At 72.8% G+C, this 24,249-nt stretch carries 20 protein-coding genes; 11 read left to right on the top strand and 9 right to left on the bottom strand.

Features of this window, described 5'->3' with window-relative positions:
• Window positions 1–5 precede the first annotated feature (5 nt).
• The 3 genes from ACIOGZ_RS26190 to ACIOGZ_RS26180 all read left to right on the top strand — a co-directional run bounded on the left by ACIOGZ_RS26190 (window position 6) and on the right by ACIOGZ_RS26180 (window position 4,297).
• Window positions 6–1,358 carry a phosphomannomutase/phosphoglucomutase gene (locus tag ACIOGZ_RS26190; RefSeq protein WP_400808089.1) on the top strand — a complete coding sequence of 451 codons (1,353 nt, stop codon included), beginning with the start codon at window positions 6–8 and terminating at the stop codon, window positions 1,356–1,358.
• Window positions 1,359–1,618: 260 nt separating this feature from the next.
• A complete protein-coding gene (locus ACIOGZ_RS26185) occupies window positions 1,619–2,983 on the top strand; it encodes a sugar porter family MFS transporter (RefSeq protein WP_363586270.1) in 1,365 nt (454 codons plus the stop codon).
• A gap of 123 nt (window positions 2,984–3,106) precedes the next feature.
• On the top strand, window positions 3,107–4,297 hold the full coding sequence (locus tag ACIOGZ_RS26180) for a hypothetical protein (protein WP_400987551.1): 1,191 nt from the start codon (window positions 3,107–3,109) through the stop codon (window positions 4,295–4,297).
• Between the two features lie 118 nt (window positions 4,298–4,415).
• Here ACIOGZ_RS26180 and ACIOGZ_RS26175 read toward each other — a convergent pair whose 3' ends face one another.
• From ACIOGZ_RS26175 to ACIOGZ_RS26165, 3 genes are read right to left on the bottom strand one after another with little or no spacing between them, the layout of a single operon-like run.
• Window positions 4,416–5,816, bottom strand: coding sequence for a S10 family serine carboxypeptidase-like protein (locus ACIOGZ_RS26175; RefSeq protein ID WP_363632991.1), 1,401 nt, complete (start codon window positions 5,814–5,816; stop codon window positions 4,416–4,418).
• Between the two features lie 27 nt (window positions 5,817–5,843).
• Window positions 5,844–7,061 carry a phosphatidylserine decarboxylase gene (locus tag ACIOGZ_RS26170; RefSeq protein ID WP_363632989.1) on the bottom strand — a complete coding sequence of 406 codons (1,218 nt, stop codon included), beginning with the start codon at window positions 7,059–7,061 and terminating at the stop codon, window positions 5,844–5,846.
• A gap of 59 nt (window positions 7,062–7,120) precedes the next feature.
• Window positions 7,121–7,501 (bottom strand): hypothetical protein, encoded by a 381-nt coding sequence (locus ACIOGZ_RS26165; RefSeq protein WP_400987549.1) that lies wholly within the window; start codon window positions 7,499–7,501, stop codon window positions 7,121–7,123.
• A 640-nt stretch (window positions 7,502–8,141) separates the two neighbouring features.
• Here ACIOGZ_RS26165 and ACIOGZ_RS26160 point away from each other — a divergent pair.
• Complete coding sequence (locus tag ACIOGZ_RS26160) at window positions 8,142–8,780, top strand: hypothetical protein (protein ID WP_363586265.1); 639 nt, start codon at window positions 8,142–8,144, stop codon at window positions 8,778–8,780.
• Between the two features lie 144 nt (window positions 8,781–8,924).
• Here the strand turns inward: ACIOGZ_RS26160 and ACIOGZ_RS26155 are convergent, their stop codons facing one another.
• The 3 genes from ACIOGZ_RS26155 to ACIOGZ_RS26145 form a co-directional block, all read right to left on the bottom strand.
• Entirely contained in the window at window positions 8,925–10,556 is a 1,632-nt protein-coding gene (locus tag ACIOGZ_RS26155; protein ID WP_363586264.1) for a carbohydrate binding domain-containing protein, read from the bottom strand.
• 388 nt (window positions 10,557–10,944) lie between these two features.
• The gene (locus tag ACIOGZ_RS26150) at window positions 10,945–11,532 is read right to left on the bottom strand and encodes a cysteine dioxygenase family protein (RefSeq protein WP_363586263.1); all 588 of its coding nucleotides are present in this window, start codon (window positions 11,530–11,532) and stop codon (window positions 10,945–10,947) included.
• A 3-nt stretch (window positions 11,533–11,535) separates the two neighbouring features.
• The gene (locus tag ACIOGZ_RS26145) at window positions 11,536–11,661 is read right to left on the bottom strand and encodes a hypothetical protein (protein ID WP_363586262.1); all 126 of its coding nucleotides are present in this window, start codon (window positions 11,659–11,661) and stop codon (window positions 11,536–11,538) included.
• Window positions 11,662–11,956: 295 nt separating this feature from the next.
• Here ACIOGZ_RS26145 and ACIOGZ_RS26140 point away from each other — a divergent pair, with 295 nt between their 5' ends.
• From ACIOGZ_RS26140 to ACIOGZ_RS26115, 6 genes are all read left to right on the top strand, one after another.
• The gene (locus tag ACIOGZ_RS26140; RefSeq protein WP_400987547.1) at window positions 11,957–13,891 is read left to right on the top strand and encodes an alpha/beta hydrolase family protein; all 1,935 of its coding nucleotides are present in this window, start codon (window positions 11,957–11,959) and stop codon (window positions 13,889–13,891) included.
• A complete protein-coding gene (locus tag ACIOGZ_RS26135; protein ID WP_363586260.1) occupies window positions 13,888–14,049 on the top strand; it encodes a hypothetical protein in 162 nt (53 codons plus the stop codon). Before ACIOGZ_RS26140 ends, ACIOGZ_RS26135 begins: the two co-directional genes overlap by 4 nt.
• A gap of 79 nt (window positions 14,050–14,128) precedes the next feature.
• Window positions 14,129–16,066 carry a RiPP maturation radical SAM C-methyltransferase gene (locus tag ACIOGZ_RS26130; protein ID WP_400987545.1) on the top strand — a complete coding sequence of 646 codons (1,938 nt, stop codon included), beginning with the start codon at window positions 14,129–14,131 and terminating at the stop codon, window positions 16,064–16,066.
• A 70-nt stretch (window positions 16,067–16,136) separates the two neighbouring features.
• Window positions 16,137–16,796 (top strand): DUF5825 family protein, encoded by a 660-nt coding sequence (locus ACIOGZ_RS26125; protein ID WP_363632982.1) that lies wholly within the window; start codon window positions 16,137–16,139, stop codon window positions 16,794–16,796.
• 30 nt (window positions 16,797–16,826) lie between these two features.
• On the top strand, window positions 16,827–18,026 hold the full coding sequence (locus ACIOGZ_RS26120) for a cytochrome P450 (RefSeq protein WP_363632980.1): 1,200 nt from the start codon (window positions 16,827–16,829) through the stop codon (window positions 18,024–18,026).
• A 151-nt stretch (window positions 18,027–18,177) separates the two neighbouring features.
• Complete coding sequence (locus ACIOGZ_RS26115; protein WP_400987542.1) at window positions 18,178–19,395, top strand: MFS transporter; 1,218 nt, start codon at window positions 18,178–18,180, stop codon at window positions 19,393–19,395.
• Between the two features lie 69 nt (window positions 19,396–19,464).
• Here ACIOGZ_RS26115 and ACIOGZ_RS26110 read toward each other — a convergent pair whose 3' ends face one another.
• From ACIOGZ_RS26110 to ACIOGZ_RS26100, 3 genes are all read right to left on the bottom strand, one after another.
• A complete protein-coding gene (locus tag ACIOGZ_RS26110) occupies window positions 19,465–20,256 on the bottom strand; it encodes a putative protein N(5)-glutamine methyltransferase (RefSeq protein WP_400987540.1) in 792 nt (263 codons plus the stop codon).
• A gap of 289 nt (window positions 20,257–20,545) precedes the next feature.
• Window positions 20,546–22,612, bottom strand: coding sequence for an NAD-dependent DNA ligase LigA (ligA, locus tag ACIOGZ_RS26105; RefSeq protein ID WP_400808110.1), 2,067 nt, complete (start codon window positions 22,610–22,612; stop codon window positions 20,546–20,548).
• Window positions 22,613–22,755: 143 nt separating this feature from the next.
• Complete coding sequence (locus ACIOGZ_RS26100) at window positions 22,756–23,373, bottom strand: CGNR zinc finger domain-containing protein (RefSeq protein WP_400987538.1); 618 nt, start codon at window positions 23,371–23,373, stop codon at window positions 22,756–22,758.
• Between the two features lie 81 nt (window positions 23,374–23,454).
• Between ACIOGZ_RS26100 and ACIOGZ_RS26095 the strand changes: the two genes are divergently transcribed.
• Window positions 23,455–24,237, top strand: a complete 783-nt coding sequence (locus tag ACIOGZ_RS26095) for an MBL fold metallo-hydrolase (RefSeq protein WP_363586253.1) — start codon at window positions 23,455–23,457, stop codon at window positions 24,235–24,237.
• Window positions 24,238–24,249 lie beyond the last annotated feature (12 nt).

Genomic DNA, 24,249 nt, shown 5'->3' with positions numbered 1-24,249 from the left:
TGACCGTGTCCGACTACGCGCGACTGGTCAAGGCCTACGACATCCGCGGGGAAGTCCCCGCCGAACTCGACGGCGAGGTCGCGGAACGCATCGGCGGCCTGTTCATCCGCTTCACCAACGCCCCGCAGGTGGTGGTGGCCAGAGACATGCGCCCTTCCTCGGCCATGCTGGTGCGGGCGTTCAGCGACGGCGCCCGCCGGGCCGGTGCCGACGTCATCGACGCCGGGCTCGGCTCCACCGACTACCTCTACTACGCCAGTGGATCGCTCGGACTTCCCGGCGCCATGATCACCGCCAGCCACAACCCCGCGAAGGACAACGGCATCAAGCTGTGCCTGAGCGGCGCGGCCCCCCTGGGGGAGAACACGGGCCTCGGCCGGATCCGCGATTGGCTCGTCGCGGGGGAACGCGCCGCACCCGCCGCGTCCCGCGGCACCCGTACGGAAAGACCACTCCTCAAGGAGTACGCGGCACACCTGCGGCAGCTCGTCGACCTCACCGGGATCCGGCCCCTCAGGGTCGTCGCCGACGCGGGCAACGGCATGGCCGGCCTGACCGCCCCGGAGGTCTTCGCGGGCCTGCCCGTCGACCTCGTCCCGCTCTACTTCGAACTCGACGGCACGTTCCCCCACCACGAGGCCAACCCCATCGACCCCAGGAACCTCGTCGACCTCCAGGCCGAGGTCCGCAGGCAGGGGGCCGACATCGGACTCGCCTTCGACGGTGACGCCGACCGCTGCTTCTTCGTCGACGAAGGCGGTCAGCCGGTCTCGCCGTCCGCCGTCATCAGCCTGATCGCAGGCCGGGAGCTGGCACGGCACCCCGGCTCGGCCATCGTGTACAACCTGATCACCGCGGAGGCCACGGTGCGGAGCATCCGCCGCCACGGCGGACGCCCCTTCCGGTCCCGCGTGGGGCACTCCCACGTCAAGGCGCTCATGGCGCAGCACAACGCCGTGTTCGGCGGAGAGCACTCCGGGCACTACTTCTTCAGGGACTTCTGGCGTGCCGACAGCGGCATGCTCGCCGCGCTCCACGTGTTGGCCGCCCTCGGCGGACAGGACCGGCCGCTGTCCGCCGTGATCGCCGCGCACAGTCGCTTCGCGCTGTCCGGTGAACTCAACTGCGTCGTCGCCGACGTCCCGGCCACGATCCGGGAGGTGGAGGAGCGCTACCGGCACCGGGCCGGGGTGACCACGGACCGGCTCGACGGTCTGACGGTCGGCCTGCCGGGCGGAAGTCGTTTCAACCTGCGCCCCTCGAACACCGAACCGGTCCTTCGGGTCAACGTGGAGGCGCACGACCAGGAGACCATGGAGCACCTCCGGGACGAGGTCCTCGCGTTGATCCGACCATAAGACGTTTCTGACGGTGCGTCGGGGCGTGCTCAGGTTGCGGCCGGTCGGCCGGTGACGCCGGTAGTCTGCTCCCGGATTGCGAAGCGGGTGATCATCTCGGCTCGGTGCCCGGGGGCGGGGCGGTCATCGGCGTGGGCGGCGGATTCCCGGCGGCCTGACCCGGCCTCGCCCCACCCCTGCCTACGGCACTTCGAAGAAGGGCATCCCATGGGCTTGGCCCCGTCCTATGACCATGTCGACGGCGGCGCAGGGGTCTCGCCATGACGGCGCCCGTCCCCCCGGGCACCGCGCGGCTGTTGACCGTGGGCGTCGCCTCCGTCGGAGGGCTGCTGTTCGGCTACGGAATCGGGGTGATCGCCGGAGTCCTGCGGCTGGTCGCCACCACCTTCGCCCTGTCGTCGTGGCAGCAGGGGGCGGTCGTGTCGGCCGCCCTCCTCGGCGCGGCGCTCACCGCCCTCACCAGCGGGCGGCTGGCGGACAGGTTCGGGCGCCGACCGGTCATCGGCGCCGCCGCGGCCGTGTACGCCCTCGGAACGGCGGCTTCGGCGGCGGCCTCGGGCTCCACCGCGCTCCTCACCGGGCGGTTCCTCGTCGGACTCGCCCTGGGGGCCGTCTCGTTCGCGGTCCCGCTGTACATCTCCGAGATCTCTCCGCCCGCCCGACGCGGCGCGCTCGTCACACTGAACCAACTCATGATCACGATCGGGCTCCTGCTGTCCTACGTGGTGGCCTATCTCCTGGAACCCGCGGGGGCCTGGCGCTGGATGCTCGCTCTCGGGCTCCTGCCCGCGTGCGTGCTGATGGCCGGCATGTGCCTGGTGCCCGAGTCGCCGGACTGGCTGCACTCCAGGGGAGACACCGCCCGGGCGGCGAGCGCCGCCCGGCGCCTGTCCCCGCCCGCCCCGGGCGGCACAGCCGCCCGCCCCGGTGGCCGCCCCGCGACGGCGACCGCCGCACGGCCCACCGCCGGCCCCGCGACCGCAACCGTCGCACGGCCCACCGCCGCCCCCGCTGCGAGCCTCCGGCAGGCCTGCGCGCTGGCCGGTCCCCGCTGGGTCGCGCTGGGACTGGCGATCGCCGTCCTGGTCCATCTGACCGGTCTGAACACCGCGATCTACTACGTGCCGACCATCCTGGGCGGAAGCGGCATGACCGCTGCCGGAGGCATCCGGGGAGCTGTCCTGGTCGGACTGTGCAACGTGGCCGCCACCGTCGTCACCATCGCCCTGCTCGACCGGGTCGGCCGCCGGAAGACGATGATCGGAGGGCTGCTGGTCATGGCGGTCGCGGCCGTCGGCATCGCGGTGGCACAGCCGCTCGGGCACACGGGGGCGCCGACCGCAGCGCTGCTGTGCGTCTTCATCATGGCGGGAGCGGTGGGCCCTGCTGCCGTCTTCTGGGTCTACATCGCCGAGATCTACCCGGCGGGTGCCCGCGGAGTCCTGATGAGTCTGGCCACCGCGGCCCACTGGGGAACCGACTTCGTCGTGGCGACCACGTTCCTCCCCCTCGTGCAGGAGCTGTCGCTCGGCGGGGCGTTCGGTGTGTACGCGGCGATCAGCGCGGCGTCCGCCCTGGCCCTGGCCCGCTGGATGCCCGAAACCCGCGGCCGTCTGCTGCTGTGAACGGGACCGGGCGCGAGGCTCCTGCGCTCGCGCCCGGGCTGGGCTTCACCCGCCGCCACCTGACGATGCGCCAGAATTGCCGTCAGCCGAGCAATCAGCCGCGCGTCCCCGAAGGTAGGCATCATGACCCGCTACAGCGTCGACCCGAACCGGCACGAGCTCATCGCCACCTGGGGAACCGGCGAAGGCGACCTCGCCACCCGGATCACCGCCCTCCCGGCCGACGCGGCCGGCGCCACGCTCCTGCGCCTGGCCGGCGCGCTGACCCGCCTGTCGGAGGCGGCCTGGCGCACCTACACCCACCCCGCCAGCGCCGCCGGCTCCCTCGAACCCGACACCGAAGGCTGGCGCCGCGAGCAGGAACGCGACACCTTCAGCGAGGTCGCCGAAGCCGTGGCCGCGCCGAACCTGCCCCACGGCGGCCTGCTCACCGTCTCCTACAGCCCCCTGCTGGAATCCGCCCACCAGGCCGGCCGCGCCCTGCACGCCCTCGACGAAGCCGAGTTGACGAAGGCCGTCCTCGCCGAGACCGTCACCGAACTCACCGCCGTCGAGAGCGCCGAACTCGGCAACCTCACCGGCCGCGCCCAGCAGGCCGTCCTGCTCAGCCGCGAGGACGCCTCCCCCGTCCAGGTCGCCGCCGCCGACCACCTGCTGGAGCAGAACCCCTTCGGCTCCCTCGCCCTCTTCTCCGACATCGACCCGACCGCCGCCGCCGTCGCGGCCGCGCACTGGCTCGCCGCCGCGGCCGAGGTCGCCGCCGGCGCCTCCGGCCACGACGCCACCGCCGTCCTGCTCGAAGCCGACAGCATCGAGGACCTCCCGCACCAGACCCCCACCCTCGTCCTCGAACTCCTCGACGCCGGCCACACCCCCCACGACGCCGTCACCGGCCTCGTCCGCCACGCCCTCCACATCGCCGACGGCCTCCTCCCCGACCCCGCCGGCCTGCGCGAACAACTCGAAGACCTCGACGGGGCCCTCGACGACTACACCGAGGACTACACCGACGACGAGGAGACCGACCCGGAGGACACCGGCCTGCGCCTCACCCCCCTCGACCCCAGGCGCCCCGCCCGCGACCTCCTCGAAGACCTCCTCGCCGGCATCCACGGCTGCTGGGTCCTCCACACCGAGTACGACGACCTCGACGAAGAGCACCTCGGCACCGATGACGCAGGCTTGGCCGACGCGGGCCCGGACGACGCGGACCTGGACGACGAACGGGCCGAACAGCACCGGCACCACAGCCGCGAGAACTTCGCCCGTCTCGTCCGCGAAACCGCCGCCCGCCACCGCGACCGGCTCCTCTGACCGCACCTCACCGCCCCGCCGGGGACGGCGGGCGACCGCCCGAGTCGTGCGGCCGGCTCCGCCGCCCCCGCCCCCCGAGCAGCGGGGAGCGGGGGCAGGGGCGACCCCGACGGTGCGGTCAGCCTCTGCGCAGGCCGCCGTCGCCGCTCTGCTTGCGCGCCTGCTGCGGGTCGTAACCGGGGAAGGGGCGTTCGAAGAGCCAGTTGTAGAGCAGCTCCCGGCAGATCTCCGGCTGGTACGCCGGCACCTGGTGTCCGGAGTCGGGCACGCTGACCTGCGTCAGGTTGCCGTGGCGGCGGACGAATCCCTTCGGGTTCCCCTGGGCCTGCGTCCAGACCAGCCGGGGAGCGTTGCGCCACTCCGCCTGCTCGCCCTCTCGTGTCATGAGGTCGTCCAGGATCTCCTCGGTGCTCCGGTACCCGCAGGCGGCGTCGAAGTTCCCGGTGTAGAGCAGGGTCCGGTATCCCCTTTCGATGATCTGGGCGTACTGCCCGGTGCAGTCCGCCATGTTGTCCCGCACCAGCGCTTCCGCCACCGGACCCTCGTTGTCGGCGCACTGCCAGGTGACGTTCGGCGGGACGTGCAGGGCCTCCTTCACGTCCGCGCTGTTCAGATAGGTGCGCAGCGCCCCCATCGACAGGTCGTCCCAGCGCCGCACGTCGTAGACGTCGAAGTTCCCGCCGTAGGCCAGGGTCGTGGCCACCAGGTCGTTGCCGAGTTCGGTGGCCCCCTCCAGGTCTCCCGCGTCGAGGGTGCTCTTGAAGTCCTGGTAGGACTTCTCCAGGGCTTCCTTCTGGCTGATGCCGAGGAAGCCGGCCGCGTAGGCGTAGTCGATCAGGACGCGCAGTGACAGCTCGGGCTTGATCCAGCCGTTGCCGACGGCGATGCCCTGCAAGTTGATGCGCCCGCCCGCGTTCTCCGTGTTCCGCGCGTCGATCTCCAGCGCGATCGCCGGCACGTACTTGCCGGCGTAGCTCTCGCCGCAGACGTACAGCGGGCACTGCGCGTACTCCGGGTGCGCGTCGAGGAACCCCTGGAGGGCGTCGCAGAACATCCGGCCGAGGGCCTCCTCGTCCCGGACGTACTCCAGGGCGTCGTCGGCGTAGCTGTACCCGGTGCCGATGGGCTGGTCCCAGAAGACGACGTGCGCTTCCTGGTTCCAGCTGTGGGGCGAGACCGACACCGTTCCGGCGGCGTCGTCGCCGATGGACAGCGGTCCGTTCTCCAGGAACAGCCCGAGCAGCGAGGAGGCGCCGGGGCCGCCGTTGAGCCAGATCAGCAGGGGCGTCCGGCTGATCAGCTCCTGCTGGTCGTGGACGGCGACGTGGGGGTTGCAGGTCTGGCTCTCGAAGAACCAGTAGAACAGGTGGTTCTTCTTCTGCGGGTGCCGGTGCTCGGTGCTGTCGAGGTGCACGTGTCCGGCGTACGAGCGGACCTTCTTGGTGTCCTCGGTGTGGAAGTCGATGCGCAGGGTGTTGGGGATGTTCGCCGGAATCGAGGTGACGAGGTCTGAGGGCATGGTTTCACCGTCCGTTCGGCAGCGGGCTCAGGGAGCCAGGGGGCGGCGGCGCCGGGACGGCGTGTGGTAGAGGCCGGTGAACAGCCCTTCGGTCCGTTCCACCTGCTCCAGGACGCCGATGCGCTGGCCCTGGAGCAGTTGCAGCGCGGGGAAGCGGTTCTTCTCGAACAGCAGGATGTTCAGCGAGCCGCCGTACATGAAGTTCCCGACGCGCTCGCCCTTGTCCACCTTGACCGGCTCGTCGAGCGAACCCCGGAACTTCTCCTCGAAGTTGACGGAGGCGATCGAGTTGAGACCGACGATCACCTGCCCGACGTACCCCTCGCCGGCCTTGCGTCCGTTGGCGTCCAGGTAGTCCGTGCGGTAGACGAGGTATCCCCGGCGGAAGTCGTCGAACATCTCGTAGTCGTAGCCGTAGCCGACGTTCCCCTTGTTGAGCAGTTCGGGGAAGTCCCGCATCCCGTAGTAGACACCGGGGACGAGGTCGCGGGCCTCGACCACTTCGCCCGCCACCGGGGTGTGGTACCAGTGGTAGCCGTCGGGCATCAGGATGCACGACACCGCCGTGCCGCCGATGAACCTCTGGGCGTAGTCGGAGTCGTCGAGCAGCTGCCTGACGTTCATGGTCACCGTCTTGACCGGGATCGGCGTGTTCTCGGTCAGGTCGTCGACGATCATGTTGATGACGCAGTCGGCCGGGGCGACCACCACGCTCTTGTCGGTCCTGGCGTCGATCGGCCGCCGCGACGGGTCCTTGAGTTCCCGGGCGAAGAACTCGTTGAAGTTCTTCCAGCCACCCTCGGGCTCCTGGAAGTCCTCCATGTGTCGGCCGAGTTGGTCGCGCCACTTCTTGATGAGCACCTTCGACTCCGGCGAGTCCATCTGCAGGCCTTGCAGGTGCGTGAAGTCCGCGAGGATCTTGCGCCCCGGGCCGCTGGTCACGAAGACCATGCCGTAGTCGTTCTCGTAGTTGATCCAGCTGAACTTCTCGATGTAGTCCAGCCCTTCGTGGAGCCCGGGCTGCGAGTTGTACCACTCCGTGAGGAAGGTACACAGGAAGTCGACGTTCTGGTCCTTCCAGTCGCACTGCACCCGCTCCGGGGTGTCGGCCGGGTACGGCACCACGTGCTTGACCGTGGCGTCATACATGGTCCTGAAGCCCTCGTGGTCCTCCTGGTACCACCGCCTGACCTTCGCGAGCAGCTCGTCCAGGTCGTTCGAGTACGGCTCTTCTTGGTTCGCCATTGCGTTGTCTCCTTCTGATGGAAGTGTCGAGCCCGGCCCTTTCGGGCGATGCGGGCCGGTCAGGAACCGGTGGGGGTGACGTTGCACCGCTCTGCCGGGAGTTCGCTGAGGTAGCCCTTGGCGATGAGGTTGTTGACCTTGTAGCCGCCCTCGAGCCCTGCGGGCGCGAGGTCCGGGTCGAGCCACTCCTGCTCGTCGTTCGGGATGGCCGCCGACCCGAATCTCTCCTGGGAGCAGTAATACTTTCCAGCCATCGGCGAATCGGTGACGTCGGGCGGCGGCGGGCAGTCGTCGGGAACGGCCGCCGCGGCCCGCACGGGCTGCGCGTTCACCGGCTGCGCGTTCACCGACTGTGCGGCAGCGGCGCCGCCTGCGGCGGTCAGTCCGGTGATCGGGAGGGCGCAGGCCAGGGAGGCGGCGAACATCGTTCGCACACGCATGCAGTACTCCGGTTTCGTGGGGAGGGAACAGAGGGGGCGCCACGGCGGGGAAGGGGGAACAGTCACACGACACAGGCCGCGAGGGGGACGACACACAACAGCCGCCCACACCGCGCGCGATGGCCGGCGGCGGTAGGACGGAACGTCAACTACGGGTGCTTTCCTCGGAATCCGGCGGTTTCGCCCTCGTCCGCGTTCTCCTGACCTCTCCGCCGATTCCGGCGCCGCTTCGAAGTCCGCTACTCCGTACCCTCCCCGGAACCGGCCGATTCCCCGCTCAACCCGACCGGGCTACATCCGGGCGGACCGGCTCCGCCCGAACGCCTACGGCCTTCCGGGCCCCTTGCTCGGCTTCCCCGGCGCCGGGACGGTGCTCGGCGGTCCGCTCGCGCTGCGGCTGCGCCCGGCCCTCGCGCCGGCCTCCCCCGGGCGGCTGCTGCTGGTGCCGACAGGCGCGGGCGGCGGGTCGCCCGGCCGCCGCCGACCGCTGGAATCGCTCCGTGCCGTCCGGACGGCCCAGCACCGCTCGTGGTCCGGGCGTGCAGAACAAAGCATGGAGAGCACGAACCGGGCGGCTGCGGGCTTGCACGTGCCCACCGACGGCCGAGCGGATGACGGGATGACCGGAGGGTTGTGCGTGATGCGTACGCTGTACACCAGCCAGGGCGGCGGCCCCCGGCTGCCGCGAAGAGTGGGCGCCCTGGCCGCGGCGGCAGGAACGGCCGTCCTCCTCGTGGCGTCGTGCTCATCCGGGAGCTCGTCCGGGCCCGCGACGCCGACGAACGCGGCGGGGGCGACGCTGTCGGAGGCGCCCAACCCGTCGAGCTTCTCCGGGGAGCCGCCCTCCGCCTTCGCCTCCGCGCTGGAGTCGGCCTCGGCCGCGGCGTCCGCGCGCTCGGCCTCGGCGGCGGCCGCCGCCTCGGCGTTCGAGGCATCGGCGGACGCGCAGGCCGCGCAGAACCGGGCGAAGGCGACCGAGGTGCTCAAGACCGTGGAGGGCCCCGGCAACGCCACCTCCGACATCACCCTGACCGGCGTGCCGCGATCCACCACCGGCGGCCTCCACGCCGCCGTCGTGACCATCGTCAACAGCACCCGCGAGGCCGCGTCCTACGCGGTCCAGGTGGACTTCACCGATGCGTCGGGCCACGCCGTCGACTCGGCGATCGTCGGCGCCGAGAACCTGGCCCCGGGCGGGAAGGCCAGTCCGATCGCCTTCAGCCGCCAGCCGGCCGACCTGGCCCTGGTCCCGGTCGTGGTGAAGGCCCAGCGCTACTGAGCCCAGCGCTACCGGGCACACCCCGGCCGGGCAACGCCCGACGTCCCGCCGGCTTCCCGTGCACCGGTGCACGGGAAGCCGGCGGGACGTCAGCAGGACGCCAGCAGGACGCCAGCAGGACGTCAGCAGGACGTCAGCGGGTGATCAACGACCCTGGAGGGACTTCACGTTGTCGCCGAAGCTCCATCCCTTCGAGCCGTCCCAGTTGAGCGACCACGTCATGAGCCCCTTCAGCGAACCGCCGAACGCGTTCCACGACTGGCCGACCAGGCCCGGGTCCATGTAGCCGCCGCCCGCGCCGGGCTGGGCCGGCAGGCCGGGCACCTGCTTGTCGTAGGGCACCTTGACGGTGGTGCCCTGGATGGTCAGGCCGTTGTTCAGGCAGGTGGTCTGCGCGGTGAAGCCCTGCACGGTGCCGGCCTGGTAGGAGTCGCCGGAGCAGCCGTACATGCTGCCGTTGTAGTACTGCATGTTCAGCCACCACAGTTGCCCGTTGTCGGCGTACTTCTTGACGATCGGCAGGTAGGCGCCCCAGATCGAGCCGTAGGTGACGCTCCCGCCGGTCACGTACGCGGTTTCGGGGGCCATCGTCAGGCCGAAGCCCGCGGGCATCTGCGCCAGCACGCCGTCGATGATGCGCATCAGGTTGGCCTGGGAGGCGGACAGCGTGCCGATGCTGCCGCTTCCGGACAGGCCGGTCTCGATGTCGATGTCGATCCCGTCGAAGTTGTACTTCTTGAGGATCGGGACGACGGTCGCCACGAACCGGTCGGCGACGGTGCTGGAGCTCAGGTCGATGCCTGCGGCGGCACCGCCGATCGACATCAGGATCGTCGCCCCGGCCGCCTTGGCCTGGCACATCTCGGCGGGGGTCGAGACCTTGACGTTGGCGTCCATGCCGTCCTGCCACTGGACGGTGCCGTCCGAGAGGATCACCGGGAAGGCGGCGTTGATGACGTTGTAGCCGTGTGCGGCGATCCGGCTGTCCGTGATGGGGACCCAGCCCATGCCGGGGTGGACGCCGTTCGCGGCGCCGTCCCAGTTCTCCCAGTATCCCTGGAGGACCTTGCCCGACGGCTTGGGCTTCGTGGGGCACGTGTCACCCGGCGCCGGGGTGGTCGGCGGCGGGGTGGTGGGCGGAGGAGTCGTGGGCGGCGGAGTGGTCGGCGGAGGGGTCGTCGGCGGCGGGGTGGTGGGCGGAGGAGTCGTGGGCGGAGGGGTCGTCGGCGTGGGGCTGCTGCCGCCGGGGCCGGTGAGCGACACGTCGTCCGCGTAGTACGCGGGCTGCCCGTACCAGCCGTGCAGGTAGACGGTCACCGAGGTGGTGTTCGGCCCCGTGGTGAAGCCGACGCTGAGCTGGCTGTACGCCGCACTGCTCGGCGTCCAGGTGGACGGGTCGCTGCCGGCGCCGGTGCCGGTGGCGCCCAGGTAGACGTAGCTGCCCTGGACGTAGGCGCTCAGCGTGTACTGGGAGTTGGGCTGCACGCTGACGGTCTGGCTGCACTGGGCGCTGTCCGGGCCGGTCGGCGTGGCCTTGAGCGCGGCGGCCCCGGAGTGGACCGGACTGCTGACGACCGCGCCGGAGCCGCCGGAGCAGGTCCAGCCGGAGAGTCCGCTCTCGAAGCCGGGGTTGGCCACCAGGTTGGGGGTGGCGGCCCCGGCCGTGACGGAGCCGGCCGCGGCGACGCCGGCACCGATGACGGCGACGGCGCTCACCCCGGCGAGGGAGCGCCGCAGGACGCTCGGCCCGTGCTGGGCACGGCTGGTCCGGTTCACCTGCGCCGTGCGTTCCACGCCCGCCCGCGGCTGCGGGCGAGGGGTCCGGAGCGGCTCGCTCCCGGCCGGGTCGCCTTCGGGGCGGCCGGGATCCGGACAGGGTCGGACATCGCCCGACGGACGTGGAGTACGCGACCTTCGACGGAACATGCTGCGTTCCCTTCCCGCCGAACGTCATGGACATGACCGACGCGTGGGGGCGCGACGCCCGGCTGTGGGTGAGGTGGGGACATGTGGGGCTGTGCCGGACCGGATCGTAGGAGGGGCGGCGCAGCTCGTCAATAGGTCTGGACCAATCGCGAGGCGCGGCCCGGTCGACCGGGCAGGGGCCCGGGCGCGGCCGACGGGCCGTCCGGATCGGACGGCCCGTCGGTTCGCTACGGGGCGGTCACCGGGCCAGGCCCTCCGGGCTCCGCCAGCTCACCAGGCGGGCGCCGTCCGGCGGGAGGTCCACGACCTCGTTCCCGAAGACCCGATTGATCGAGCTGCCCCCGTTCAGCGAGATGTCGGCGCCGTAGACGTGCAGGGAGACCGCGCGACCTGTGCCGCCGTTCGACACCCGGTGGATGTCCTCGTCGGGCGGTACGAGGAACTGCACCCGGCCGGGAGAGCAGGTGGTCCGGCCGGACGGCACCAGCACCCGGCGGCCGGTCCTGGAGGGCCGCCACAGCCGGAACGCCTCGTCCACCTCGACGCCCTCCACCACACCTGACACGCACCAGGCGACATGGTCGTGGATCGGAGTGGACTGCCCGGGCAGCCAGGTCAGGGCCACCACGGAGTGCGTCCGTCCGGCGTGCAGCAACCGCTGCGAGTAGCCGTCGGTGCCACCGGCGCACAGGTCGTCGGGCACGATCAGCCCGGACCGCAGGTACTTGCGCAGGGTGTCCGCGGTGAGCTGCGCGGTCAGCACGTCCGCGGCGGCGTAGCGCGCGAGGTCGGAGAGGAACTCGTCGAGGTTGGAGCGCGGTTCCACGGTCTACCGCCCCACCCCGGTGAGCGCGCGCAGCGGCACCGGTGCGGCGATGACGCGGGTCACCGCCACCAGGGCGACGAACAGGCCGATGGTTGTGCCACCGCGCGACGACGCGGCTTGGTCGATCATGGGAATCCTTTTGAGCGGTGCGGAACTTGCCGAAGGCCCGACCGTAGGAATCCATGGCAGACAAGTGATCAACGCGCGGTCGGCGGCGTCGGCGCCGGCCCGCATTCACCTCAGCTGCATTTCGGCCAACTGTGCGAAAGGTCTGTTCGCAGCCACGGCACCCCCTTAGAGTGGCGGCGATCCTCCACAAGTGGCCTTTTCTTCACGCCAGTTCACTGGATCTTCACATCAGTGCACCGGCCTCGGGACGTTCAGCGCAGTCTGTTCCCACCATCGAGCCGAAAGGGCCGGGTCCGTGACGCAGGCGTTCCAGTCCCCCGGCTTCGCCGCGCTGGCGGCCGACCGCGCGGTCGAGACGCGGCTCGTCGACGAGCGCTGGCAGGCGGTGGCCTGGGACCTGAGGACGGGCCGGCGCCGGGTGGTCACCGACCGGCCGGGGGGCGTCCATCTGAGCGAGATCGAGCCGGACGGCGACGCCATCTGGTGGTTCGACGCCGACAACGCCGGGGAGGGCCGGTGGTGGCGCGAGCCGTTCGCCGGTGGCGCGGGCGGCGAGGCGCTGCACGACGTGCCGCGCGGGCGGGCATACGGCGTCGCCTTCGACCGGACGGGCGCGCTCGCCGCGGTGGTCGTCGGTGTCGACGGCGCCTCGCACTGCTACGTCGGACCGCCCGCGGGCGAGGCCCGGCTGATCGGTTCGGCGCCGGGGTACCTGAGCCTGGCCGACCTGTCGCCGGACGGTCGGCTCCTCGCCCTCGGCGGGCGGCCCGACGGGGACGACTCAGTGGTCCTGTGGCCGACAGGCGCGCAGGCGGACGCGCAGGCGGACGCGCAGGCGGACGCGCAGGCGGACGCGCAGGCGGACGGTCCGCTGCGGATCGCCGGAAACCGCCGACTACGGCTCTGGCCGATCGAGTTCAACCCGCTCGCGGGACTCGAACCGGAGCTGCTGCTGGTGGTCGAGGAGGACGAGCGGTACACCGTCGCGACCTGGCGGGCCGGCACGGGACTGCGCAGGTACCCGGGGCTGTCGTTCGACTCGCAGATATCGGCCGGCTGGTACCGGGGGCCGCGCGAGGTGCTGATCCAGCACGAGCGGGCCGGGCGGAGCCGGCTGCTCCTCGCCGACCTCGACCCGCCGGAGGGACAGGGGGCGACGCGGCAGCGGGTGACGCCGCAGGGAGCCGCACGGCAAGGACCGGCGGAACAGGCCCCGCCCGTCCGGGAGATCAGCACGCCCGGCGGCACGATCCACGACCTGTCCTGCGCTCCGGACGGCACCTTGCACTGCGTCTGGAGCCGGGAGTCGACACCGCCCCGCCCGCTGGTACTGCGCCCCGGCACGGAGGCTGCGCACCACCCCGGACAGGGCCTCGACCCGGACCGGGGCGACACCTCCCGCAGCCGGCGCTGGACGCCCCGGCCGTACGGGCGGATCCACAGCTTCGTCAGCACCCCGGTCGGCGAGGGCCCGTGGCCGACCCTCTTCCTGGTCCACGGCGGCCCCGCCACCCACGACCGCGACTCCTACGACCCGCGGGTGAACGCCCTGGTCGGCCGTGGCTACGCGGTGGTGCGCACCAACTACCGCGGCTCCACCGGCTACGGCGCCCGCTGGCAGCACGAGTACGGCCACCGGGTCGGGCTGGCGCAGATCGAGGACCTGGCCGCCGTCCGCACGGAGCTGGTCGCCGACGGTACGGCGCTCGCGGAGCGCACCGGCCTGTGCGGATTCTCGTGGGGCGGCTACCTGACCCTGCTGGCGATGGGCGCGCAGCCGGAGTTGTGGTCACTCGGCATGGCCGCTCAGCCGATCGCGGACTACCCCGCCGCCTACCGCACCACCACCCCCGCACTGCGCGCGCTCGATCGGCAGCTCTTCGGCGGGACCCCGGACGAGGTTCCCGAGCGCTACCGCGCGGCCGACCCGCGATCGTACGTGCACCAGGTCCGCTCGCCCGTCCTGCTGGTCGCCTCGCGGACCGACGAGCGGTGCCCGCCCGACCAGGTCGCCCGGTACGCCGCGGACCTGCGCCGGCTGGCGGTGCCGCACGAGCTGCTCTGGGTGGACGGCGGCCACTACAGCCGCCGGACCGCCGACCACCGATCGGTGCTGGCCACGATGGTCCGGTTCGCCGAGCACGCCTGGCCGGCACCGCTCCCCCTGCCACCCCGGGGCGACCGCCCCGAGGTACCCGCCGAACTGGTGGAAGGAGGTGAACATCCATGAAGCGACGCAGCATTCAGAACGACCCGATCAGCACCCCGGAGCGTGACCGGGGCGCCGTGGTGGTCCAGGCCTTCGCACTCGACATCACCAAGGCCGCGGTGGTCGCGCCTGCCCTCAAGGGGCAGCCGAAGCCGAAGCCGGAGACCAAGGGCAAGTGATTCTCCGTCGCTCCGGGGCGCCTGCGGTGCCCCGGAGCGACACCTCATCGACCGCCGGCGATCAACAGAAGTGGCCACCATGCGTATCGTCCTGCTGCACATGCCCTGGGGCGCGATCGACGTGCCGTCGCTGGCGCTCGGGATCATGCACACCGCCGCCGCACGCGCCGACCACCAGGTCGAAGTGCGGTACGCCAACCTGGACTTCGTGGACTGGGCCGCCGAGACCGCGGGTTTCGGCGTGGACGACTACCAGTACTTCTCCGAGAAGTCCTACTTCCAGGGCGCGGGCGACTGGGCGTTCGCCGGTGCGCTGTACGGTGACGACGGCCCGGCCCCCGGCGTCGAGGGCGACATCGAGGGCGACATCGACGACAGCGACGGCGAGTTCGCGGCCTACTTCGAGTACCTGGCCACCAGCGGTGCGAGCGAGCAGGAGATCGCACTGACCCGGGCCACCCGCGCGATCGCCCCCGCGTTCATCGCCCGACTGGTCGACGAACTCGCCGCCGACCCACCGGACCTGGTCGGCTTCACCACCACCTTCCAGCAGAACACGGCGAGCCTCGCCGCCGCGAGGCTACTCAAGCAGCGGTGCCCGCAGGTGCGCACGGTGTTCGGCGGCGCGAACTGCGACGGTCCGCAGGGCGCCGCGCTGCACCGCAACTTCCCCTTCCTGGACTACGTGGTGCGCGGCGAGGGCGAGGCCGCCTTCCCGGCACTCCTGGAAGGCGGCGACCTCTCCGCCGTCCCCGGGCTGTGCTGGCGGGACGGCTCCGGGAAGTCGACGGCCAACGAGATGACGAGGCGTCCGCTGCCGCCCGCGGCGATCCTGGCGCCCCGCTACGACGGCTTCTACGAGCGGCTCGACGCCTCCGTCGCGGCCGGCTGGGTCGATCCCAAGCTGGTCGTCGAAGGCTCCCGGGGCTGCTGGTGGGGCGAGAAGCACCACTGCACCTTCTGCGGGCTCAACGGCTCCTCGATGGAGTTCCGCTCCAAGCCGCCGGCCGACTTCCTCACCGAGGTGCTCACGCTCGCCGAACGCCACCAGCTGTTGGACGTCTACGTGGTCGACAACATCCTGGACATGGGCTACTTCGACACCGTCCTGAAGTCGCTCGCCGAGCTCCCGGTGGATCTGCGGCTGCACTTCGAGATCAAGGCCAACCTGCGCCGCCACCAGTTCCAACTCCTCGGCGACTCGGGCGCGGCCCAGGTACAGCCCGGCATCGAGAGCCTGAGCACCCGGGTCCTGCGGATCATGGACAAGGGGGTGACGGGCTGCCAGAACGTCCGCGCGCTGCGGGACGCGCAGAGCGCCGGAGTGTCGGTGAGCTGGAACTACCTCTACGGCTTCCCGGGCGAGCAGCCGGCCGACTACGAGTCGGTGATCCGCCAACTGCCCGTGCTGCACCACCTGGACCCGCCGACCGGAGCGGGCCGGATCGCGATCGAGCGGTTCAGCCCGTACTTCGACCGCCCCGAGCTGGGCTTCGCGATCACCCGACCGGCCATCCAGTACGGCGCGACCTACCGCCTGCCGGAGAGCGAACTGGCCGAACTGGCCTACGTGTTCAGCGCACCGCCGCGCGGGATCGGCGGCGACCTCGCGGAGCGGCTGAGCGCGGCGGTGGGCACCTGGATCGCGCGGTTCCCCGACAGCCGGCTCAGCTACCGGGACGCGGGCGGGCGGATCGCGCTCGTCAACACCCGCCCCGGGTACGACTGGCGGGTGGTCGAGCTGACCGATCCGGTGGAGCTCGCCGCCTTCCGGCTGCTGAACCAGCCCCGCTCGACCGCCGCGCTGGCCGCCAAGGTCCCCGGCGGCGCGGCGGCGGTCGAGCCGGTGCTGGAGCGCTTCACCGCGCTGGGCCTGCTGTTCCACGACGGGGACGGTTTCCTCCAGGTCGCCGTCGAGTCCGACAACCAGGTGCTGATGCGGATGCAGCACCGGCACGGCCCCGCCGCCGCCCGCCCTCGCGCCGAGGAGGTGCTCGATGCCGTCACGATCGGCTGAACGGACTGATGCCGGAAGGACCGATGCCGGAAGAGCCGTTGCGGAAAGGACCGTTGTGGAAAGGACCGTTGTGGGAAGGACCGATGCCGCATCCTGGCGCGCGGCCGGCCCGGAGGTCGAGCTCTGGCTCGACTACGACCCCGCCGCCCGGGAGTTGCCGGGCTTCGCGCTCGGCCACCGCACCCTGTCCGGCCCGGCGGAGGCGGAGGTCACCGAACTGCACCGCGCCGGGGTCCGCTGCCTGCGGCTGACCGAGCCGGTGCGGCTCTGCGCGGACGCGCCGGCGGCCTCCGCGCGGGCGCTGATGCTGCTGCGCGAGGCGACCGGGCAGGGGCTGGCCGTGCTCTGGCAGGCCGACTGCACGGACGGCTGCGCGGCACAGCGCCGGTTCCACCACCTGTACCCGCCCGAGCAGTTGACCGGCGGCCCCGAGGACGTCGTCACCGACTGGCGCGCCACGTACTACCCGAGCAAGTGCGTCTTCCGGCGCGGCCCCGGCTTCGTCGAGGTGCGCGACCGCCGGTTCGGGACGCTGGAGCTGTTCACCATCGACGAGCCGGGCCACCTGGCGCAGGTCGAGGCGCTGGCCGAGGGCGTCGAGGTCGGCCGGCTGCCGGACGCCGTCCACCGGGACTTCGCCGCGGCCGGCCTGATCGCCGAACAGGCCGGCCGCGCCTGGTTCCTGCCCATGCGGGTGCGCCGCTGGCCCTTCCCGTCGCTGACCGTGTAGTTGCCGGAGTTCGAGCCCGAGGAGTGATCCATGACCACCGCGGTCGACGACGCCGCCGCGCGGATGTCCGCCTTCATCCGCGACCCCTACCCCACGCTCACCCGGATCCGCGAGGCCGGCGCGGTCTCCGTCGTGGAGTTCGGCGAGGGCCTGCCGGTCTATCTGGTGACGCGCTACCAGGACGTCCGGGCCGCGCTGATGGACCCGCGCTTCGGGCAGGACGTCCGCCGCAGCCAGGCCATCGCGAGCGGGCGGGGCTCCGGCCTGACGCTCGGTTCGGAGGTGGTCCACATGCTCAACAGCGACCCGCCGGACCACACCCGGCTGCGCCGGCTGATCCAGGGCGTCTTCACCCGCCGGCGGGTCGATCTGATGCGACCGCTGGTCGAGCGCATCGCCAGCGGCCTGCTGGACGGGCTGCGTGGGCGGGAGACCGCCGACCTGGTGACGGACTTCGCCTTCCCGCTGCCGATCATGATCATCTGTGAGCTGCTGGGTTTCCCCCCGGAGGACATGCAGGCCTTCCGCACCTGGTCGACGGCGATCCTCACCCAGGGCGGCGACATGACCTTCGACCAGGCCACCGCCGAACTGAACGACTACCTGCGCGAGTTGATGACGGCCCGGCGGGCGTCGCCGAGCGCGGACATCCTGACCGACCTGGTCCAGGCCTGTGACGCCGGTGAACTCACCGAGCGGGAGGTGTTCTCGATGGTCTTCCTGCTGCTGATCGGCGGCCACGAGACCACCGTCAACCTGCTCGGCACCGCCACCCTGGCGCTGCTCCACCACCCCGACCAGCTCACCTGGTTGCGCGCCAACCCGGCGGCGATGCCGGTCGCGATCGACGAGTTCCTCCGCTACGAGTCTCCGGTGAGCATGGCCACGCTGCGGTTCACGAACGCCGACGTGATGGTCGACGACGTGGAGATCCCGGCGGACGAGCTGGTGCTGCTCTCGCTCGGCGCGGCCAACCGGGACCCGGCCCGATTCACCGATCCCGACCGGCTGATCCTGGACCGGGGCGATCCGGGCCACCTGGCCTTCGGGCAGGGCCTGCACCGGTGCCTCGGCTCCTTCCTCGGCAAGCTGGAGAGCGAGGTCGCGCTGACCGGCCTGCTGGAGCGCTTCACGCGGATCGAGCTGGCCGCCGCGGAGGAGACCCTGCCCTGGCGCAACACGATCATGCTGCGCGGCCTGGAGTCGCTGCCGGTCTCGCTCGATGGCTAGCGGCGCGGGAGCAAGCGATACGGGGACGGACAACGCGGGGACGGGCAGTACGGGGACGGGCAGTACGGGGACGGGCAGTACGGGGACGGGCAGCACGGGGACGGGCGGCGCAGGGACGGGCGGCGCGCGAGCAGGCGGCGCGGCGGGGCTGTTGCGGTTCCGCCCCCGGATCAGCGTCGCGCCCCTGCGTGCGCGGGGCTTCCGGCTGCTGGTGATCGGGCAGGGCACCTCGGAGTTCGGCAACGCGTTCCAGGTGGTCGCCCTGCCGCTGCTGGTCTACTCCCTCGCCGGAGGCGCCCGCCAGCTGAGTCTGGTGGTCGCCGCCTACGGCGCGGGACGGCTGGCCGCCACCCCGCTCGGCGGGATGCTCGCCGACCGGTTCGGCGCCCGGCGGGTGATGCTGGCCGCCGACCTCGGCCGGCTGCTCGCCACCGCCGGGCTGTGCGCGATCGCCGCCGGCGGGGCGGCGAACTTCTGGCTGATCGGCGGGCTCGCGCTGCTGGTCGGCCTCGGAGCAGGGGTGTTCCTGCCGGCCGCCTGGGCGATCACCCCGACCCTGCTGCCCTCCGAGGACCTGCATGCGGGCAACGCACTGAACAGTACGGTCACCTTCGGCGCCGGTCTGCTCGGTCCGGCGCTGGCCGGCCCGCTGGTCGCCTGGCTCAGCCCGGCCGCCGCACTGGGCCTGGACGCGGCCACCTTCGCCGTGTCGGCGGCCACGCTGTTGCTGATCGGTCGCGGCAGCCTCGTCGCACCCGCCGGCCCGATTTCCGAACGTGCCTCCGTACCGAAGAACTTCCGTGGCCTGCTGCGGGAGTCGCCGTTGCTGCGCGCGGTGCTGACGGTGACGGTGATCGCGAACCTGACGGTGGGCGGCGCCACCCGTGTCGCCCTGCCGACCCTGGCCACCCACGGCTTCGGCGCCGGTGCCGTCGGGCTGGGCCTGCTGCTGGCCGCGTTCACCGGCGGTGCGCTGGTCGGCGGCCTGTTCGCGGCCGGCCTCACCGAGGTGCGCTCGCGGGGCCGCACGGCGATGCTCTCCGGTCTGGTGATGGGTACGGCGATCGGGCTGGTGCCGTTCACCGGCCTCGTCGGCGCCGTGCTGCTGCTCTGCCTGGCCGGCGGCGCCAGCACGGTGACCAACGTCCTGATCGTCACCGGCGTGCAGAAGAGCACCCCGCCCGCCTTGCTGGCCCGGGTCATGGCGGCCGTCACCTTCTGCGCGCTGGGAGTCTTCCCGATCTCGGTGATCGCGGCCGGCGCGGCGGTGGACGCCTTCGGGAGCCGGGGGGTGTTCGCGACGACCGGGCTCTGTTTGACGGGCGCGTTCGGGTACGCGCTGACCAGGCGTGAGATCCGCGAGCTGTGAGCGCCCAGCCGGCCACCGGGCCCGCCCCTGCCACCGGGAGGCGGGAGGCGGGGGCGGGCTGCAGCCCCGTCAGCGCAGGGTCGCGGTGACGACCGTCGCGTCCAGGTCCTCGCACCAGGCGTCGACGGCGTCGAGGCCGGCCGCGCGGGCGACGGCCAGGGCCGTCGGGGTCTGCCGTTCGCTGGTCTCGAACAGCAGCGACCCGCCCGGGGCCAGCCAGTGCGGCGCCTCGGCGGCCACCCGGCGCAGCACGTCCAGACCGTCGGCACCGCCGTCCAGCGCCGGCCGGGCCTCGTGCAGCCGGGCCTCCGTCGGCAGCAGCGCGATGTCGGCGCTGGGGACGTACGGGACGTTCGCGAGCAGGACGTCGATCCGGCCGCGCAGGGCGGCGGGCAGCGCGACGAACAGGTCGCCCTCGAAGACCGGGGCCCCGGGCCCGGTGAGGTTGCGGCGGGCGCAGCGGACGGCGACCGGGTCGACGTCGGCCGCGTAGAGCTCGACCGGGTGCGCGGCGGTGGCCGCCACGGCGGCGCCGAGGGCGCCGCTGCCGCAGCAGAGGTCGACGACCACGGCGCCCGGGCCGGTGAGCTCGGTGGCCGTGGCGGCCAGGAACTCGCTGCGGCGGCGCGGCACGAACACGCCCGGGTCGACGGCGATCCGCAGCCCGGCGAACTCGGCCCAGCCGACGACGTGTTCCAGCGGCCGGCCCTCGGCCCGGGCCCGGACCATCACGGCCAGGTCGGCCGGTGTCGCGGCGGCGGAGAGCAGGACCCGCGCCTCGTCCTCGGCGAACACGCAACCGGCGGCACGCAGCCGGGCGACGACCGAGGAACGGAGAGCTGCGGAGGCAAAAACCGACAAGATGACCCCTTGGGGGAATCGGGAGGAGGACGAACGACTCCGTCAGGGCTCCCGCAAGGGCCGACACCGCGCCGACGCGTCCGCGCTACGCGCGCGACGCGCCCGCACGGCCGCGCTCCGGGAGCACCCGCTCGGACATACCGGTAATGGGGCTCACCTCCTTGAGTCGCGGTCGTACACGGCGTCGGCCACCCTACCGCACCCTTGGCGCGGGCGATCAACTGGCCTTCCGGGCCCAGGTCCTGTCCGGCTGTCCGGCTGTCCGGCCGGTTGGCCGGCCGCGGCCGGCCTAGCCGAGCTGCTCGGCGACCAGGGCGGCGAACTCCTCCGGGGTCATGACGGGCACTCCGAGCTCCTCCGCCTTGGCACGCTTGGAGCCGGCCTTCTCGCCCGCGACGAGGAGGGTGGTGCGCTTGGACACCGACGAGGAGGCCTTGCCGCCGGCGCGTTCGATCAGCTCGTTCATCGCGTTGCGGGAGAGCTCGGCGAGGGCTCCGGTCATGCTGCCGGTGACGACCACGCTCTGGCCGGCCAGCGGGCCCGCCGCGGTGTCGTCCGCAGCCGCCGCGCCGCCGTCCGCGGCCCGGTCGGCGGGAGCCGTCGGCTCGGTCACCGCCGTGCCGACGCCCTGCGCCAAGAGCCGGTCCAACAGCGGTGCCACATCGGCGAGTTCGGCGACGATCACGGCGGCCTTCTCGACGCCGATACCGTCCACGCCGGCCAGCGCCGCGGCGTCGGCGGCGCGGATCGCGGCCATGCTGCCGAAGTGCGCGGCGAGTCGGCGGGACATCGTCCGGCCGGTGCCGCGGATGCCGAGGGCGCAGAACACCCGGTTCAGCGGGCGGCTGCGGGCGGTCTCGATCGCGGCGAGCAGGTTGTCGGCGCTGGTGTCGCCCATCCGCTCCAGGGTGAGCAGCTGCTCCCGGGTGAGGGTGAACAGGTCGGCGAGGTCGCCGACCAGCCCGGCCTCGACCAGTTGGACGGCGCGGGTGCCGCCGAGGCCCTCGATGTCGAGCTGGTCGCGCCCGGCCGCGTAGATCACCGAGGCGACCGCCTGGCACGCCCGGCCGCGCACGCAGCGCCAGCGCTGCTCGGAGGTGTCGATGGCGTCGCCGCAGCGCGGGCAGACCTCGGGGAAGGCGATCGGCTGCTCGGCGCCGGTGCGCTGGTCGACCAGGGGCGCCTCGACCCGCGGGATCACGTCGCCGGCCCGGTAGACGAACACCTGGTCGCCGATCATCAGCCCGCGGCGCCCGATGTCGGCCGGGTTGTGCAGGGTCGCGTAGGTGACGGTGACGCCGTCGATCACCACCGGTTCGAGGACGGCCCGGGGCGCGATGATCCCGGTGCGGCCGACGTTCCACTCGACGCCGAGCAGCCGGGTGACCTTGTGCTGCGCCGCCAGCTTGCGGGCCACCGCCCAGCGCGGCGCGCGGGAGCCGGACCCGGCCGCCTCCTGGTCGGCCACCGCGTCCGCCTTCACCACCACGCCGTCGATCCCGAAGGGCAGCGCGGCGCGCAGGCCCGCGATCTCGTCGATCCGCTGCTGTGCCTCGGCGAGGGTCGCGCAGCGGCGCGGCGCGGCATCGGTGCTGGCGGCGGTGTTGGCACCGAGGACGGCCAGCCGGGCGAGCAGGTCGGCGTGGTCGAGGCCGGGCAGGCCGAGGGCGTCGTAGGCGAAGAAGGTGAGTTCGACGCGGTAGGCGCGGTCCTTGGCGCGCAGGGTGCCGGCCGCGCCGCTGCGCGGGTGGGCGAACGGGGTGGCGCCGTGCGCGGTGCGGACGGCGTTGGCCTGCTCGAACTGCTCGTGGGTGAGCAGCACCTCGCCGCGCAGCTCGACGTCGACCGGTTCGGCGAGCCGGGCGGGCAGGCCGAGCACGGCGTCGGCGGCGGCGGTGATGTCCTCCCCCGCCAGGCCGTCGCCCCTGGTCAGCACCTGGGTGAGCCGGCCGGCCCGGTAGCGGGCGGCGACGGCGAGGCCGTCCAGTTTCGGTTCGACGCACCAGGCGGCGACCGGCCGGCCGAGCCGGCGCTCCAGGCCGGCCGCCCAGGACTCCAGCTCCTCGGCCGAGAAGACGTTGTCGAGGGAGAGCATCGGCGCGCTGTGCGGGACGTCGCCGACCGCCGCGCCGCCGGCCACCTTGCCGGTGGGCGACTCGGGCAGCGCCTCGTCCGGGTGCTCGTGCTCGTAGGCCTCGATCGCCCGCACCAGGGCGTCGTACTCGTCGTCGCCGAGCGGGGCGGAGCCGTCGGCGTAGTACGCGGCGGCGGCCCGTACGGCGGCGGCGACGGCGTCGGCGTAGGCCTGAGGGGAGGCCAGGGCGGCGGGAGGGGCCAGGGTGGCTGCGTCCTTCATACCGCCATCATGGCGAGCCGCACTGACATTCGGCCCGTTCGAACGCGGCTCGCACGGACCGGGCCCGGGGGGTGCGGCCCGCACCGGCCAGGGGTGCCGACCAGGGCCGTCGGCGAGGGCGCCGGTCGAGGGCGCCGGCCCGGTCAGTCGGGCTGGGGCCGGGTGCGCCGGGCGTAGGCGCGGGCCGCGCGGGCGCGGTCGCCGCAGCGGGTGGAGCACCAGTGGCGCCGGCCGTGCCGGAGGAGGTACCGGGTGCACGGGGTGGAGCCGCAGGCGGTGAGACGGGCCGCTTCGGGCCCGGTGAGCAGGTCGGCGGCGTCGGCGGCGAGGGCGGCCAGGGCGTGGTCGACGATCTCGGTGGTGGGGTGGGGGGCCGCGCGGTAGGGGCCGCTGCCGTCGTCCCACCGCAGCAGCCGGGCCGTGGGCAGGCGGGTCAGGGCGTCGTTGACGGCGGCCAGGGCGGAGGAGGGTGCGGGCAGCTCCGCGACGCGGGCGGCGAACAGCGTCCTGACCTGTTCGCGCATCGAGCGCACCTGCGCCGTGCACATCTCCTGAAGGCCCGCGTCGGCCGGGGCGAGGCCGTGTTCCAGGAGCCACCGGCCGGCGGCGGCCGGCGTGCCGAGGCTGTCGACGACGTGTCCGCCGGGCAGCGTGACGGCGCTGTTGACCAGGGCGAGCGAGGGGTACCGCTGCTCGCCCGGCGCGGGTGGCACGTCGGTCTCGTCAGTGGCGGTGTCCGCGGCGTCCGTCATGAGTCTCATGGTAGCGCTTGCACTCATCCGTGAGAACCGGCTAGCTTTCCTCACGGATAAACCACTCTCAACCGTGAGGTGTGCTTCACCATGGCTTCTTCCGACACGACCGTCGAGCAGTTCCCCGTCCGCCTCTTCGGCGGCCCGACCGCCCTCTTCGAGTACGGAGGCCTGCGCTTCCTCACCGACCCGACCTTCGACGGCCCGGGCGACTACCAGCGGCCGGGCGGCCCGCTCCTCACCAAGACCGCGCCCTCCTCCGGGAGCCCCGCCGACGCCGGCCGCGTCGACGTCGTCCTGCTCTCCCACGACGAGCACCCCGACAACCTCGACCACTCCGGCCGGGCCCTGCTCGCCGACGTCCCGCTCACCCTCACCACCCCCGGCGGCGGCCTGCGCCTCGGCGGCACGGCCCGGGGACTGGCCGACTGGGAGTCGGTCACGCTGGACCGCCCCGGCGGCGGCACCCTCACCGTGACCGGCGTGCCCGCCCTCCACGGGCCCGGGGCCCGCGAGGAGGTGGAGGCCGCCACCGGCCAGGTCGTCGGCTTCGTCCTGACCGGGGACGGGCTGCCCACCGTCTACGTCAGCGGGGACAACGCCTCCCTCCCCGCCGTCGGGGAGATCGCCGAACGCTTCGCCCCCGTGGACACCGCGATCCTCTTCGCCGGGGCTCCCCGCTTCGCCGCCCTCTTCGACGGCGCGCCCATCGTCCTGGACAGCGCCCAGGCCGCCGAGGCCGCCGCGATCCTCGACGCCCGCCGGGTCGTCCTCGTCCACCACGACAGCTGGGCCCACTTCACCGAGGACCGAGACGACCTGGTGGCCGCCTTCACGGCCGCCGGCCTGGCGGAGCGCCTCCACACGGCGTGACCGGCCCGGGGC

The organism is Kitasatospora sp. NPDC088160, from assembly GCF_044741445.1.
Taxonomy (GTDB): domain Bacteria; phylum Actinomycetota; class Actinomycetes; order Streptomycetales; family Streptomycetaceae; genus Kitasatospora.
Note: the sequence above shows the minus strand (reverse complement) of the source record. Positions and strands in the feature narration are given on the sequence as shown.

Excerpts from the sequence above, each read along its gene's own strand:
- ACIOGZ_RS26170 (WP_363632989.1), bottom strand. The coding sequence starts at position 7,061 with ATGGCGAACCAAGAAGAGCCGTACTCGAACGACCTGGACGAGCTGCTC.
- ACIOGZ_RS26180 (WP_400987551.1), top strand. The coding sequence starts at position 3,107 with ATGACCCGCTACAGCGTCGACCCGAACCGGCACGAGCTCATCGCCACC.
- ACIOGZ_RS26100 (WP_400987538.1), bottom strand. The coding sequence starts at position 23,373 with ATGAGACTCATGACGGACGCCGCGGACACCGCCACTGACGAGACCGAC.
- ACIOGZ_RS26135 (WP_363586260.1), top strand. The coding sequence starts at position 13,888 with ATGAAGCGACGCAGCATTCAGAACGACCCGATCAGCACCCCGGAGCGT.
- ACIOGZ_RS26120 (WP_363632980.1), top strand. The coding sequence starts at position 16,827 with ATGACCACCGCGGTCGACGACGCCGCCGCGCGGATGTCCGCCTTCATC.
- ACIOGZ_RS26130 (WP_400987545.1), top strand. The coding sequence starts at position 14,129 with ATGCGTATCGTCCTGCTGCACATGCCCTGGGGCGCGATCGACGTGCCG.
- ACIOGZ_RS26145 (WP_363586262.1), bottom strand. The coding sequence starts at position 11,661 with ATGATCGACCAAGCCGCGTCGTCGCGCGGTGGCACAACCATCGGCCTG.
- ligA (WP_400808110.1), bottom strand. The coding sequence starts at position 22,612 with ATGAAGGACGCAGCCACCCTGGCCCCTCCCGCCGCCCTGGCCTCCCCT.
- ACIOGZ_RS26160 (WP_363586265.1), top strand. The coding sequence starts at position 8,142 with ATGCGTACGCTGTACACCAGCCAGGGCGGCGGCCCCCGGCTGCCGCGA.
- ACIOGZ_RS26185 (WP_363586270.1), top strand. The coding sequence starts at position 1,619 with ATGACGGCGCCCGTCCCCCCGGGCACCGCGCGGCTGTTGACCGTGGGC.
- ACIOGZ_RS26165 (WP_400987549.1), bottom strand. The coding sequence starts at position 7,501 with ATGCGTGTGCGAACGATGTTCGCCGCCTCCCTGGCCTGCGCCCTCCCG.
- ACIOGZ_RS26175 (WP_363632991.1), bottom strand. The coding sequence starts at position 5,816 with ATGCCCTCAGACCTCGTCACCTCGATTCCGGCGAACATCCCCAACACC.
- ACIOGZ_RS26095 (WP_363586253.1), top strand. The coding sequence starts at position 23,455 with ATGGCTTCTTCCGACACGACCGTCGAGCAGTTCCCCGTCCGCCTCTTC.